Source organism: Pseudomonas sp. REP124 (genome assembly GCF_020164475.1).
Lineage (GTDB): Bacteria > Pseudomonadota > Gammaproteobacteria > Pseudomonadales > Pseudomonadaceae > Aquipseudomonas.
Map to the genome: position 1 here is coordinate 1 of NZ_JAIQWX010000163.1, position 12,924 is coordinate 12,924.

Genomic DNA, 12,924 nt, shown 5'->3' on the forward strand with positions numbered 1-12,924 from the left:
TAGGAGCGAGGCTTGCCCGCGAAGATGATTCAACAGGCACCACACCTCTCAATGCTTGCTGGCCAGCTCATCCAGATGATCTTCAATCTCCTGCGGCTTGAGCACCAGCACATCGCTTTCCACCGCATCGAGCACCACTTCTGCCGTATTGCCGATCAACGTCCCTGAAAGCCCGCTGCGCGCCACGGTGCCGATCACCGTCACCGCCGCCTGCAGCTTGTGGACCATGAACGGAATCAATACATCTGCGGGCCCTTCCTCGATGTGCAGATGTTGATCGTCAATGTCGAATTCGGCCTGGAACGCCCGGCACTGCTCGCGATAGCGCCCCTCGATGGTTTCCTTGAGCTGGAAGGTCGGATCGGCCGACGACAGCATCGGCGAGGGGTGAGCGCTGATCACGTGCAAGTGAGCCTTGGCCAGGATGGCGATGTCATAGCCGTGATCGATGATGGTGTTGTGCAGGTGACGGTGTTCCGGGTCGGTATTGCCGACATCGATGGCTGCCAGAATCACCTTGTCCTTCCAGGAACCGGCGGTTTTCACCAGCAGCACGGGGGTAGGGCAGTGGCGCAGCAGTTTCCAGTCCGCCGGGGTCAACAGGGCTCTTTTCAGGGCGCTGTCGGGGAAATGCTGCTTGATCACCAGCCCGCAGCCTTCGGCCTGCTGCACATCGACGATGGTTTCGTGCAGGCTCTGATTCCAGGCCTGTTCGGTGGTAACGCTGAAACCGTCTTCCAGCAAGGCCGCCTTGAGCACACTCAGCATGGCGCTGTGATCATGCTTGGGGTCACACACCAGCAGATGCAGATGCGCTTGGGTCACGCCGGCAATCAATTTGGCTCGTTTGAGCGCCAGACTTTCCGAATGTTCGGGTTCGATGACCACCAGAATGCTGCGAATGGCTTGCATGATCGGGATCTCCTGAAATGAAAACGCACGGCGTTGCACAACTATAGTTGCTGGCTGCCGGCCGGGGTGTTGATACATATCAACGGTCGGCCGCTGGTGGTCTGCGGGCAGGCCGGTATAATCGGCGCCCTTCGTTTCGAACCTTTACTCCGTGGGCCCCATGATCCTTCCCGAAATTCACGAATTCCTTGGCTGTCGCACCCCCGATGGCTGGGTCCAGGCCGCGCTGGCCGATCAGGAAACCTTGCTGATCGACCACAAGAATTGCGAATTCAAGGCCGCCAGTACTGCGCTGAGCCTAATTGCTAAATATCACTCCCATGTCGACCTGATCAACATGATGTCGCGCCTGGCCCGGGAAGAGCTGGTGCATCATGAACAGGTCATGCGCCTGATGAAAAAGCGCAAGATCGAGCTGCGCCAGCTGTCCGCCGGGCGTTATGCCTCGGGGTTGCGCAAGGTGGTGCGCAGTCATGAACCGGTGAAACTGGTGGATACCCTGGTGGTGGGCGCGTTCATCGAGGCGCGCAGTTGTGAGCGATTCGAGGCGCTGGTGCCGCATCTGGATGAAGAACTGGGCAAGTTTTATTTCGGTCTGCTCAAGAGCGAAGCGCGGCATTTTCAGGGGTATCTGAAGCTGGCTTACCAGTATGGGGATGCCAAGGACATTGCCAACGTGATCGACCGTGTTCGTGCGGCGGAGCAGGAATTGATCGAGTCGCCGGATGTGGAGTTCCGATTCCACAGCGGTATTCCCGCAGCTGCCTGATCCCTGTAGGAGCGAGCATGCTCGCGATGGTCGTCAACGATAACGCGGGAAGCCTGATGCCCCGCGGTGTCCTTGCGTTCATCGCGAGCATGCTCGCTCCTACAGGTTTAAACCGAGTCGCTCATGCCATTGGGCGATGGATTCCTCGGGATAACCATCGAACTGCTTGTCCTCAGGCTGAACCTCAACTTCCACCCAAGGCGCCTTCGACCCCAACAGCAAATGCGTATGCTCCGGTGGCACAGGCAGCGGCGTGTCGATCGCCGAGGCAAACGGGTGAATCAGCTCCGGCCATTCAGGGCTGAACAGCCACAATCCCGAACCGCATACCGAACAGAAATGCCGTTCGGCGCTACTGCGGTGGGCCCGCGCTTCGCCTTCGCCCTTGAGCAGCGCATGGTAAATCGCGATGTTCTTGCGCCCGCGTACCTTGAGGCTGTCGGCGTCGCCGGCAATGTTGATCGCATAACCGCCACCGCCCTGGGTCTTGCGGCAGATCGAGCAATAGCAGCGTTGATAGGGGTAGGGATGGGCGCTGGTCAGACTGAACGAAACCGCGCCGCAATGGCAGGAGCCTTCGAGATGCATGGTGGCCTCCAATGGCTTGTGGGATCTGATTCAGCCTAGAAGACAACGGTGATAGTGCAGACGCAATCGCGAGCAGGCTCCCACATGGATCACCGTGAACCTGTGGGAGCGAGCCTGCTCGCGATCAATTGTCAGGGCAACGCCAGCAGATCGGTTCGAACCTCCGAGTAACGTCCGCTTAAATCCTCATTCCTGCTGCACAACTTCAACGGCAACTGCTCGGCCATGAACGTCACTTCTTCAAACGTCTTCGTGTAGTCGGCAATCTTCACTTTGCTGCAATCGGTTTCCGACGCCGGTCCCGAGAAGTAGAGTGCGCCGAAGTGCGTCGGCACCAGATAGCGCCATTTGACGTTGTAGTTCCAATCGGCGCTCAGCGTAATCGTCGGCTCCGGCGTGTGAACCGGCGTTCTTTCCACCAGCTGAACAGGTGTCACCCAGGCGTTGTTCATCAATGCGGCAGTGGGTCTTTGTTCGGCGGACTCGACGCCAATGACACACAGATAATGCATGCCGACGTCTCGGCTGACAGCTGTATCCAGAACCACATCATTGGCATCAAGCGTGCCACTGTAGTTGCGCGCCGATCTGCAATCCTGCGCTTGCCTTACAGTCTTGAAGCGATAAAAAGGCGTACTTAACGAGAACTGCGCATTGATCATAGGGTCAGGGCTGGACGCATTTCTGGGCATGGCCACGTATTGAGTTGGCCAGTATTTCAGCTCGGTCAGCTTGAAAGGGGCTTGCGATGTACAGAAGTTCGAAACACTGGTGAAAACACCTTGGCTGAAGCAACTCGGCAACTTGTCTGCTGCAAAGGAGTAGTGCGTATCCGGCGACCACGAGACTTTGCCGTTTCTGACTTCACAAGGCGCATTTTCAAAGCATTGTTCCTCGGCCGTTGCCCCGTCGGTACTGGTCGACAGCACACTGAGGATCGCGCCGCTTTGCCTGTCCAGTACGGGGCTTCCCGAAGACCCGGGACGCACTTCACGACAAGCATTTTTCAAGCTCTCGAGAAAGACCCGGTCACTTTCAACCAGTGTGCCTTCCACAGGCTCCTGAGTGCAGGCAGCCAATCGCAATCCTGATTGTTCCAGGCCGCCGGGAGCGCCGACGATCAGCACGTCCGAAGCATCCTTCGACCATTGCGAAGCGAGGGGCAGAGGGTTGATGCCGGCCTTGATCAGGGTGTCGAGGGTAACGTCCAGTTCCATGATTGCCAGGTCGGTCTGGGAGAAATCCTTCCAGACGGTTTCCTTGACCGGATAGGTTTTGTGGTTGGCGGAAGTGTCGTTGAAATAGTTGAACTTCACGGTTTCCTTATCTGTTGGCGCGAGAGGGCGGCGAAGCACGCCGGGCGCACAATGCGCGGCGGTGAGCAAGTAAGCCGGGCCGACGGCGTTGAAGTGTTCATCGCGAGTGTCCAGAAGGCTGGCGGTACAGACGGGGTCTTCGTTGAGAAATATCTTTCCAATGCCATTCCAGCGCTTGTAATGGTCATCCTGGTTTTTAAGTAATACCGCGTCGGAGCCATTGGTCAGGCCTTCTCCCAAGTCCATCGCAAAAGTGGATGAAGAGAAGATCAGTGCTGTCGTCAGTGCGCACAAGGCACTCGATTTACGTTGTTTCATAACCAATCCCTGGTTGTTGATGGATAGTTGCAATGCTGAAGTTCATTGCAGGCCGCACAGTAAAACCGCCGGGCGTATTGGGCGAAGCCCGCAACTGTTTGTAGGTATTGCGCGGCCCCACTGCAGCGGGTCAGCATGGGCGCCTTCGAACTCCGGACCCGACCCGATGCGCCGATTACCTTCCCTGGCAGCCCTCAGAACCTTCGAATGCGCCGCGCGCCACGCCCATTTCGGCCGGGCGGCGGCAGAGTTGTGCGTGACCGACAGCGCGGTCAGCCATCAGATCCGGCAACTGGAAGAACAACTCGGCGTGTCGCTGTTCATCCGCGAAGGCCGGCAGATCCGCCCGACCATGGCCGCCGGACGCCTGATGCAGAGCCTGCAGCAGGCCTTCGAACTGATCGGCGAGGCCTGCGACGAGCTGCGCGACCCGTCATCGCTCGCGGTATTGCGCCTGGCGGTGACCGCCGAACTGGCGCAGAAGTGGCTGATGAACCGGCTCACGGATTTCTATGCGCGTTATCCGCACATCACCCTGCACCTCTACGAACAGCCCATCGATGCCACGGCGCCTGGGGAGGACATCGACCTGGCGATCACCTACGGCACCGGTCCCGTGGACAGCACGGCGTATTTCGTCCGGCCACTGCCGGCGTTGCAGTTCTTCCCGGTGTGCAGTCCCGGCCTGTTCAACCAGGGCACCCTGAAAACGCCGAAGGATCTGGCTCGCCATTGCCTGCTGCACGACGATCAGGACGGCAAGACCTGGACCGCCTGGCTCACCAGTCACGCCGGTGATCAACGCCCGCAGCGCCAGCTGTATTTTGCCCATGCGGGCCTGGCGCTGGAGGCGGCGGCCCAGGGGCAGGGCGTGGCCATGGGCGACAATCTGACGGCCCATGAAGATCTGCAAAGTGGCCGGCTGGTGCGGCCGTTCAGCGCCAGCATGACCGCCCTGGGCCAATACGCGCTGGTGTGCGAGCGGGTGCGGCTGGAGCGTCCGGCCGTGACGCAGATGCTGGAGTGGTTCAACGATCAACTGACTGATTGATGAGTTGAATTCAAGTGTTCCGAAATAATCATCGTTGGCGAGGAGGGCGCCGGCGACCTTAGCCTGTGGTCATTCCAATCCCCGCTGATGAGGTTTGACCATGGCACGCTTGCTCGATACCACTCCAAAACTCGACGGTTTCCGCCTGCCCGGCGAGTTCGAAGCCAAATCCGGCTGCTGGCTCGGCTGGCCGGAGCGCACCGACGTCTGGCGCAACGGCGCCAAGCCGGCGCAAAAAGTCTGGGTGCAGATCGTCACCGCCATTTCCATGAGCGAGCCGGTCACGGTCTGCGCCTCCGCCGCGCAGTTCGCCACCGCCCGCCGCCAGCTGCCGCCGCAGGTGCGGGTGGTGGAGATGACCTGCAATGACACCTGGTTCCGTGATAGCGGCCCGTGCTTCGTGGTCAACGACCAGAACGGTGAAGTGCGGGGCGTGGACTTTGAGTTCAATGCCTACGGCGGTCTCGATGGCGGCCTGTACTACCCGTGGGACAAGGACGATCAGATCGCCAGCAAGATCCTCGAAATCGAAGGTTTCGACCGCTATCGCGCACCGTTGATCGCCGAACTGGGTGGCATTCAGAGCGATGGCCAGGGCAGCATCCTCACCACCGAGCAATGCCTGCTCAACCGTAACCGCAACCAGCACCTGGGCAAGGAAGAAGTGACCAGCCGGCTGACCGACTACCTCGGTGCCGAGCAGGTGATCTGGCTGCCCCGGGGCTGCAAGTTCGATGAAACCGATGGCCACGTCGATGATCTGGCGTGTTTCGTGCGCCCCGGCGAAGTGGTGCTGCAATGGACTGACAATCGCGATGATCCGCAGTGGGAAATCTATCAGGAGGCCTACGACATCCTGCGCAGCACCCGCGACAGCCGCGGTCGCGAGCTGATCGTGCACAAGCTGCCGCAACCGGATGTGCTGGAGTGGACTGCCGAAGAGGCCGAAGGCCTGGACCAACTGGACAGCACCCATACCCGTCAGGCCGGGACGAAAATCTGTGCGTCGTACATCAACTACTACGCCGGCAACACCTCCATCGTGGTGCCGCTGTTTGGTGACCGTAACGATCGGGTAGCGCTGGCGACCCTGGCCGAACTGTTCCCCCGACACAAAATCGTCGGCATCGAAAACTCCCGGGAAATTCTCCTCGGTGGCGGCAACGTCGCGTGCATCACCATGCCGCAATACGCCAGTCAGATCAAAGGAGCGTGATCATGGGCCTGCACAAACTGACTCAAGCGTTGATGCTGGTGCTTGCACCCCTGTGTGTGCAGGCCGCCGACACCGCCAAACCGGTGGTCAATCTGTACATCTGGGGCGAGTACCTGGCCCCGGATACCCTGAAGAATTTCGAGAAGCAGACCGGGATAAGGGTGGTGGCCGACCATTTCGATTCCCTGGAAACCGTCGAGACCAAATTGCTGACCGGTCGCAGTGGTTACGATCTGGTGCTCACCGCAGGCCAGCATCTGTCCCGGGCCATCGAAAGCGGCGCGGTGCAGACCATCGACAAGCAGCAGTTGCCGCATTTTGCCGGGGTGGGAGAGGAGTTCCGTCAGCACATGGCGGTGTTCGATCCGGGCAACCGTTACGCAGGGATCTATGCCTGGGGCACCACTGGGGTGGGCTTTCAGGAGCAGGCGGTGAAAAAGCGCTTGCCTGATGCGCCTACCGACAGCTGGGCGATGCTGTTCGATCCGGCGGTGGTGTCGAAATTTTCCGATTGCGGGGTCAGCCTGCTCAACGACCCCAATGAAGTATTCGCGGCGGTCATGAAGTACATGGGTCTGGACATCAATCGTCAGAGCTTGGACGACCTGAAGCTGGCGGAACAGCAGTTGGCGAAGATCCGCCCCTACATTCGCTATTTCGACAACGATCTGAACATCAGCGACCTGGCCAACGGCAACACCTGCGTGGCGATGTCGTGGAACGGCAACGTGGCCATCGCCGCCGGGCAGGCCGAGGCGGCGAACAAGCCGTACACCTTGAAATACCGGATTCCGAAGGAAGGCACGTTGATCTGGTTCGATGCCATGGTGATTCCCAAAGACGCTCCGCATCCTGAGGCGGGTTTGAAGTTGATGGACTACCTGATGACGCCCGAAGTGATCGCGCCGATCACTGACACCATCCATTACGCCAACGCGATTACCGCGGCGGACGGCTTGATTGATCCGGCGATTCGCAACGATCCGGGGACTTATCCGCCGCAGGCGGTTCGTGCTTCGTTGTACAGCAAGAATGGCAATGGCAAGGCGTTCAACCGGGCGTTGGTTCGGGCGTTCAGTCGGTTGAAATCCGGTTTGTGACCCTGGCTGGATAGTGCGTTGAATGGGCTGACGTCTTCGCGAGCAAGCCCGCTCCCACAGGGGATTTGCGTACACCACAAATCCAATGTGGGAGCGGGCTTGCTCGCGAAGAACGATAACGCGGTCTAACGGCCCGGCACCCGCCACAAATACCACGAAGCCACGGTCCGATACGGACTCCACGCCAACCCGATCTCAATCATCTGCTTGCGCGTCGGCTGCGCCTGCAGCCCCTTCAACCGCCGATACCCCTCACGCACGCCAAAATCATCGGCGGGCAGAATATCCGGCCGCTCCAGGCTGTAGATCAACAGCATTTCCACGGTCCAGCGCCCCACGCCGCGCAGGGTGATCAGGCGTTCGATCAGCGCCTCATCCTCCATCGCCCGCGCCGTTGCGTAATCCGGCACCACGCCGTCCAGCGCTGCCTGGGCGATGCCCTGAATGGTCGCGATCTTACTGGCGGAAAAGCCGCAGCTGCGCAGCCGATCGAAGTCCGTGGCGACTATCTGTTCGGGCCTTGGAAACGGGATTGACGGATACAACGCCAGCAATCGCCCGATGATTGCATCGCCGGCCTTGGCGTGCAGTTGCTGATAGGCAATCGCCCGCACCAGCGATTCATAGGGATCGCGCGCGGGGTGGGGTTGGTGCAGGCAGGGGCCGATGGCGTCGATGTGGCGACGCCAGTCGTCATCCAGGTCGGCCAGCCATTGCGTGGCTGGCTGGTAGGGGTCAGGCATGCTGCATCCTTGAGGGGGGCTTCAGAAGGCCAATTGCTCGGTGATTTGCACCGCCGCGTTTTCCAGCCGCAACAGGAACGCCTTGCGCGGTTCGCCTCCAGCGTAGCCGGTCAGCGAGCCGTCGGCACCGATCACGCGGTGGCAGGGCACCACAATCGAGATGCGGTTGTGACCGTTGGCCAGGCCTACGGCGCGGCTGGCGCCGGGTTTGCCCAGCAGGTGGGCGATGGCGCCGTAGGTGGTCGTTCGGCCATAGGGGATTTTCGACAGCTCGGCCCAGACCATGCGGGAAAACTCGCTGCCGGGCATGTGCAGGGCGACACTGAACTCGGTGCGCTGGCCGGCAAAATATTCGGCGAGTTGTTGCTCGATCTGCTGCAGATGCGCGTTATGCCCCGGCGCCACAGCGTAGCCAAAACGATTTTGCAGGGCCTCGACTTCCCCGGAGAGCGACGCCTGATCGAGAAACTCCAGCAGCACCAGGCCACGCCGTTCGGCCATGGCGATCATCGGCCCCAGCGGCGTGGTCAGTCGGGTGAACAGCAGCGGTTCGCTGTTGGCGGCCCGGCCTGGGGTGATGTGGAAGGACTTCTGGAAGGCATCGCGAAAACCGCTCAGGGATTCGTACCCCGAATCGAAGGCCGCGCTGTCGATGGAATCGCCGTGTTTCATCCCGCTCAGGGCTATGCCTAGACGCCGGGTGCGCAACCAGGCATGGAAGGTTGTGCCGAAATGCTGCTTGAACCAGCGCCGCAACTTCAGCGGCTCGATGCCTTCGGCCAGCAACTGGGCGTCGCTCCAGCGCTGCTCGGGATCGGCCTCCACCCGCGCGAGTACCCGCTTCACCCACTCCGGTGCCATGGCCGCGGCACCCAGGGGCTTGCAGCGCAGGCAGGCGCGATAACCCGCCGCCAGACATTCATCGGCATGGGCGAAGAACTCGACGTTTTCGGGTCTCGGGCTGCGAGCGGTACAACCGGGACGGCAGAAAATTCCGGTTGTCTTGACCGCAGTGAAGAACACCCCCTCATAGGAGGTGTCTCGTTCGAGCATGGCGCGAACCATCTCGGTGCGGGGCGGAAGGAGCGTGTTTGGCAGGTTCATGGGCGCAGCATAAAACGGCGCGAAGGGCGCCTCCACCGGAAAATCGACAAACAATTTCCGGTGATTGATCAGGTACGGCGCGCCATCAGCAGCACCGAAGCCGCCGCCGACAGCAACCCCGCACAGCAACGGTTGAACATCCGCTTGCCCGACGGCTTGGCGAACCAGCGGCGCATGTGCAGGCCCATGTAGGCGTAGGCGGCGATGGCGATCCACTCCAGCACCAGGAACAACGCACCCAGCACCGCGAATTGCGGGGTGATAGCGCGGGTCGAATCGACGAACTGCGGCAGGAACGCGGTGAAGATCAGGATGGCTTTCGGGTTGCCCGCCGCCACCAGAAACTCCTGACGCGCCAACGCCAGCATCCCCACCGGCGCACCGGCGACGATGTTTTCCACCCCTGGGTCAGCACGCCACAGCTGCCAGGCGAGGTAGAACAGATAGGCTGCGCCGAGGATCTTGATCCCGTAGAACAAAAGCTCCGACGTCTGCAGCACCACCGCCAGGCCCGCCGAGGCCAGGGCAATCATCCCGGCGAAGGCCAGCAGGCGACCGACCCCGGCCAGACACGCGGTGCGGTAGCCGTATTTGGTCGAATTGCTGACCGACAACAGGTTGTTCGGGCCGGGAGCCATGTTCAGGGCGAAGCAGGCGGGAAGAAAAAGGGTGAGGGTGGCGAGGTCCATGATTCGGCTCCAGTGCAAGAGCCGTATTTTTACCACGCCACCCGGGGAGGCCGACCCATACAGTCGTGCTGGCAAGCGCCATAGCAGTGCCTAGCGGGCGAACTTCTTCGCCCCGGCCACGCACAGAATCACCGCCACGGTGACGCCGAGCATGCCGATGCTCACCTGTTCATGCAGCAAGGTCGCCGCCAGCGCCAGGCCGAAAAACGGTTGCAGCAACTGCAACTGGCCGACGGCGGCAATCCCGCCCTGGGCCAGGCCGCGATACCAGAACACGAAACCGATCAGCATGCTGAACAGTGATACGTAGGCCAGGCTGAACCAGGCGGGTGTACTGATCCCGCTGAACGACGCCGGCATCCGCCACAAGGTCAGCGCCGCCATCACCGGCAGGGCCAGCACCAGCGCCCAGGAAATCACCTGCCAGCCACCCAGGCTGCGCGACAGCTTCGCGCCTTCGGCATAACCCAGGCCGCAGGCGAGGATCGCCAGCAGCATCAGGATGTCACCCTGGGGTGAGGCGGTCAGGCCCTGGGCCACGGCGAAACCGACGACCAGCAGGCTGCCCAGTACCGAGAAAATCCAGAACACCGGGCGAGGGCGTTCGCCGCCCCGCAGAACCCCGAAGGCCGCGGTCGCCAGCGGCAGCAGGCCGACGAAGACGATCGAGTGTGCGGACGTCACGTACTGCAATGCCAGTGCCGTCAGCAGCGGAAAGCCGACCACCACGCCCAGGGCCACGATGATCAGTGGAACCAGTTGATTGCGTGCGGGGCGTTTTTCCTTGAACAACAGCAGCAGGCCCAGCGCCAGAAGCGCCGCGATGGTCGCCCGTGCCACCGTGAGGAACACCGGATCGAACTCCAGCACCGCCACCCGTGTTGCGGGCAGCGAACCGCTGAAAATCACCACGCCGATCAGGCCGTTGATCCAGCCGCTGGCGCCGCTCTCCAGCGCCCGGTGTTGCAGGTTCGAGGTTCGTTCCATGTTGTTCACACTCATTGATGGGTTGCACGAAACCCATGCTATGGCTGAGTATCGGTACAATCAAAAAATTGTCATGGATACATTTCGACATGCCTCGCTCGCGCTACAAGTCCCTGGTCGATGCCTTTGCCGCCGATATCCGTTCAGGCCATCTACCGCCCGGCACGCGCCTGCCGACTCACCGGCAACTGGCCACAGAACACGGTCTGGCGCTGGTCACCGCCAGCCGGGTGTATGCCGAGCTTGAGAGCATGGGCCTGATCAGCGGCGAGACCGGGCGCGGGACCTTTGTCCGGGAGACGTCGCTGCCGCCGGGGCAGGGTATTTCCCAGTCGGTGGTGGCGGCGGGGATGATCGATCTTAACTTCAACTACCCGTCGTTACCCGGTCAGGCCGATCTGTTACGCGGTGCGCTGCGACAGCTGGCGCTGTCCGGTGACCTTGAATCCCTCCTGCGCTATCAACCCCACGCCGGACGCATGCACGAGCGCGCGTCGTTCGCCCGGCACCTGGAAACTCGCGGCATCAAGTTGCCGGCCGAACAGTTGTTGATCGTCAGCGGCGCCCAGCATGGTCTGGCCGTGGTGATGATGACGCTGCTCAAGCCTGGTGATGTGATCGCCGCCGACGCCTTGACCTACCCTGGGTTCAAGACGCTGGCCGAAACCCTGCATCTGGAAGTCCTGCCCATTCCGGTCACCGACCGCGGACCGGATCTGGCGGCACTGGAAAAACTCTGTCGCAGCCGACCGGTGCGCGCCATCTACAGCATGCCGACCCTGCACAACCCCTTGGGTTGGGTGCTGGACGCCGATCAGCGCGAACGTCTGGTGGCGATTACGCGCCAGCATGACCTGACGATCATCGAAGACGCCGCCTACGCCTTTCTCGCCGAAAACCCACCGCCGCCGCTGACTACCCTGGCGCCGGAGCGCACGGTGTACGTCTCCGGTTTATCGAAGAACATCGCCACCGGATTGCGCGTCGGCTTCATTGCCGCGCCCGCACATTGGGTCGCGGGATTCGAACGCACGATCATGGCCACCACCTGGAACACGCCGGGGGTGATGACCGCCATCGCCACGACCTGGCTGGACGACGGCACGGTGATCCGGCTGGAAGCCCACAAGCGCGCCGACGCCCAGGCCCGGCAGGCGCTGGCCCGCGAGATGCTGGCGGGGCTGCGGATCATCAGCCACCCGTCCTCGTACTTCATCTGGCTACCGTTGACCGAAGACGCCCGCGCCGACCAGATCGCGATGGCGTTGATGCGCGAGCAGGTGTCGGTGTCGCCCGCCGAACCCTTTGCGATCACCAGCCACGTGCCCCACGCCATCCGCCTGGCGCTCGGTTCGGTGGACATGGACTCGCTGCGCCAGGCGCTGGTGAAAGTGAAGAGGGTGGTGGAGTTCTACCTGTGACGCAGGGCAGTTTTCTTCAATACGTGTGTTGAGCGGCTGTTTACCTTGAGGCCTGGTTCAACTGAGAAAAAGAAGGTGTGCAATGAGTCTGATGATGTCCATGGCGGCGTTCGCGCTGGCCGCTTCCATCACCCCGGGGCCGGTGAATATCGTGGCGCTGAGTTCGGGGGCGCGCTTCGGCTTTCGCGCCAGCCAGCGCCATGTCGCGGGGGCAACGCTGGGGTTCGTGTTGCTGCTGGTGCTGATGGGCCTGGGGCTGCATGAGCTGCTGCAGATCTGGCCGGCGATGACTCAGGTGGTGCAGTGGGCCGGTGTAGCGTTCCTGTTGTACATGGCGTTCAAGCTGGCGGCGGACAACGGGCAACTGGAAGCCAAAGACGCCAGCCGCGCACCGTCGATGCTCTACGGCGCGGTGATGCAATGGCTCAACCCCAAGGCTTGGCTGGCCTGCGTCGCGGGCATGGGCGCGTTCGTGGCCGACGGCGAAGCGCGGCTGGTGTGGCAGTTCGCGGCGGTGTACCTGGTGATTTGTTATGTGTCGGTTGGGTGCTGGGTGTATGCGGGGACGTTTTTGCGCGGGTATCTGAACAATCCGGCGGGGATGCGGCTGTTCAATCGGGTGATGGCGTTGTTGTTGGCGGTGAGTGCGGTTTATCTACTGTTGTAAGCCACACCGCTGAACCCTGTGGCAAGGGAGGCTTTTGTGGTGA

13 protein-coding genes are annotated in these 12,924 nt (G+C 61.4%); 6 read left to right on the forward strand and 7 right to left on the reverse strand.

Features of this window, described 5'->3' with window-relative positions; all coding sequences use genetic code 11:
• Window positions 1-48: 48 nt before the first annotated feature.
• A complete protein-coding gene (locus tag K9857_RS26170; protein ID WP_224540789.1) occupies window positions 49-912 on the reverse strand; it encodes a universal stress protein in 864 nt (287 codons plus the stop codon).
• A gap of 160 nt (window positions 913-1,072) precedes the next feature.
• Between K9857_RS26170 and K9857_RS26175 the strand changes: the two genes are divergently transcribed.
• Complete coding sequence (locus K9857_RS26175) at window positions 1,073-1,681, forward strand: tRNA-(ms[2]io[6]A)-hydroxylase (RefSeq protein WP_224540791.1); 609 nt, start codon at window positions 1,073-1,075, stop codon at window positions 1,679-1,681.
• 99 nt (window positions 1,682-1,780) lie between these two features.
• On the opposite strand, the gene K9857_RS26180 is transcribed toward K9857_RS26175, so the two are convergent.
• The gene (locus tag K9857_RS26180; protein WP_224540793.1) at window positions 1,781-2,269 is read right to left on the reverse strand and encodes a GFA family protein; all 489 of its coding nucleotides are present in this window, start codon (window positions 2,267-2,269) and stop codon (window positions 1,781-1,783) included.
• Between the two features lie 131 nt (window positions 2,270-2,400).
• Window positions 2,401-3,903, reverse strand: a complete 1,503-nt coding sequence (locus K9857_RS26185) for a trypsin-like serine peptidase (protein ID WP_224540795.1) — start codon at window positions 3,901-3,903, stop codon at window positions 2,401-2,403.
• A gap of 166 nt (window positions 3,904-4,069) precedes the next feature.
• On the opposite strand from K9857_RS26185, the gene K9857_RS26190 reads away from it, so the two are divergent.
• From K9857_RS26190 to K9857_RS26200, 3 genes are all read left to right on the forward strand, one after another.
• Window positions 4,070-4,954: a LysR substrate-binding domain-containing protein gene (locus K9857_RS26190; protein ID WP_224540797.1), complete on the forward strand. Its 885-nt coding sequence runs from the start codon at window positions 4,070-4,072 to the stop codon at window positions 4,952-4,954.
• 100 nt (window positions 4,955-5,054) lie between these two features.
• Entirely contained in the window at window positions 5,055-6,170 is a 1,116-nt protein-coding gene (gene aguA / locus K9857_RS26195; protein WP_224540799.1) for an agmatine deiminase, read from the forward strand.
• Between the two features lie 2 nt (window positions 6,171-6,172).
• Window positions 6,173-7,270, forward strand: coding sequence for an extracellular solute-binding protein (locus tag K9857_RS26200; RefSeq protein ID WP_224540801.1), 1,098 nt, complete (start codon window positions 6,173-6,175; stop codon window positions 7,268-7,270).
• A gap of 125 nt (window positions 7,271-7,395) precedes the next feature.
• Here the strand turns inward: K9857_RS26200 and K9857_RS26205 are convergent, their stop codons facing one another.
• From K9857_RS26205 to K9857_RS26220, 4 genes are all read right to left on the reverse strand, one after another.
• Window positions 7,396-8,013: a DNA-3-methyladenine glycosylase family protein gene (locus tag K9857_RS26205; RefSeq protein WP_224540802.1), complete on the reverse strand. Its 618-nt coding sequence runs from the start codon at window positions 8,011-8,013 to the stop codon at window positions 7,396-7,398.
• Window positions 8,014-8,034: 21 nt separating this feature from the next.
• Window positions 8,035-9,117, reverse strand: coding sequence for a bifunctional transcriptional activator/DNA repair enzyme AdaA (locus tag K9857_RS26210; protein WP_224540804.1), 1,083 nt, complete (start codon window positions 9,115-9,117; stop codon window positions 8,035-8,037).
• Window positions 9,118-9,185: 68 nt separating this feature from the next.
• Window positions 9,186-9,806, reverse strand: a complete 621-nt coding sequence (locus tag K9857_RS26215; RefSeq protein ID WP_224540805.1) for a LysE family translocator — start codon at window positions 9,804-9,806, stop codon at window positions 9,186-9,188.
• Between the two features lie 90 nt (window positions 9,807-9,896).
• Entirely contained in the window at window positions 9,897-10,793 is an 897-nt protein-coding gene (locus K9857_RS26220) for a DMT family transporter (RefSeq protein ID WP_224540807.1), read from the reverse strand.
• A gap of 89 nt (window positions 10,794-10,882) precedes the next feature.
• Here K9857_RS26220 and K9857_RS26225 point away from each other — a divergent pair, with 89 nt between their 5' ends.
• Together K9857_RS26225 and K9857_RS26230 are read left to right on the forward strand one after the other, a co-directional pair.
• The gene (locus K9857_RS26225; protein WP_224540809.1) at window positions 10,883-12,214 is read left to right on the forward strand and encodes a PLP-dependent aminotransferase family protein; all 1,332 of its coding nucleotides are present in this window, start codon (window positions 10,883-10,885) and stop codon (window positions 12,212-12,214) included.
• Window positions 12,215-12,296: 82 nt separating this feature from the next.
• On the forward strand, window positions 12,297-12,881 hold the full coding sequence (locus K9857_RS26230) for a LysE family translocator (RefSeq protein ID WP_224540811.1): 585 nt from the start codon (window positions 12,297-12,299) through the stop codon (window positions 12,879-12,881).
• The last annotated feature ends 43 nt before the right edge of the window (window positions 12,882-12,924 follow it).

What these genes read in the sequence shown, in the direction of transcription:
- K9857_RS26175 (WP_224540791.1), top strand. Translation starts at nt 1,073, where the DNA reads ATGATCCTTCCCGAAATTCACGAATTCCTTGGCTGTCGCACCCCCGAT.
- K9857_RS26205 (WP_224540802.1), bottom strand. Translation starts at nt 8,013, where the DNA reads ATGCCTGACCCCTACCAGCCAGCCACGCAATGGCTGGCCGACCTGGAT.
- K9857_RS26210 (WP_224540804.1), bottom strand. Translation starts at nt 9,117, where the DNA reads ATGAACCTGCCAAACACGCTCCTTCCGCCCCGCACCGAGATGGTTCGC.
- K9857_RS26225 (WP_224540809.1), top strand. Translation starts at nt 10,883, where the DNA reads ATGCCTCGCTCGCGCTACAAGTCCCTGGTCGATGCCTTTGCCGCCGAT.
- K9857_RS26185 (WP_224540795.1), bottom strand. Translation starts at nt 3,903, where the DNA reads ATGAAACAACGTAAATCGAGTGCCTTGTGCGCACTGACGACAGCACTG.
- K9857_RS26190 (WP_224540797.1), top strand. Translation starts at nt 4,070, where the DNA reads ATGCGCCGATTACCTTCCCTGGCAGCCCTCAGAACCTTCGAATGCGCC.
- K9857_RS26180 (WP_224540793.1), bottom strand. Translation starts at nt 2,269, where the DNA reads ATGCATCTCGAAGGCTCCTGCCATTGCGGCGCGGTTTCGTTCAGTCTG.
- K9857_RS26220 (WP_224540807.1), bottom strand. Translation starts at nt 10,793, where the DNA reads ATGGAACGAACCTCGAACCTGCAACACCGGGCGCTGGAGAGCGGCGCC.
- K9857_RS26200 (WP_224540801.1), top strand. Translation starts at nt 6,173, where the DNA reads ATGGGCCTGCACAAACTGACTCAAGCGTTGATGCTGGTGCTTGCACCC.
- K9857_RS26170 (WP_224540789.1), bottom strand. Translation starts at nt 912, where the DNA reads ATGCAAGCCATTCGCAGCATTCTGGTGGTCATCGAACCCGAACATTCG.
- K9857_RS26215 (WP_224540805.1), bottom strand. Translation starts at nt 9,806, where the DNA reads ATGGACCTCGCCACCCTCACCCTTTTTCTTCCCGCCTGCTTCGCCCTG.
- aguA (WP_224540799.1), top strand. Translation starts at nt 5,055, where the DNA reads ATGGCACGCTTGCTCGATACCACTCCAAAACTCGACGGTTTCCGCCTG.
- K9857_RS26230 (WP_224540811.1), top strand. Translation starts at nt 12,297, where the DNA reads ATGAGTCTGATGATGTCCATGGCGGCGTTCGCGCTGGCCGCTTCCATC.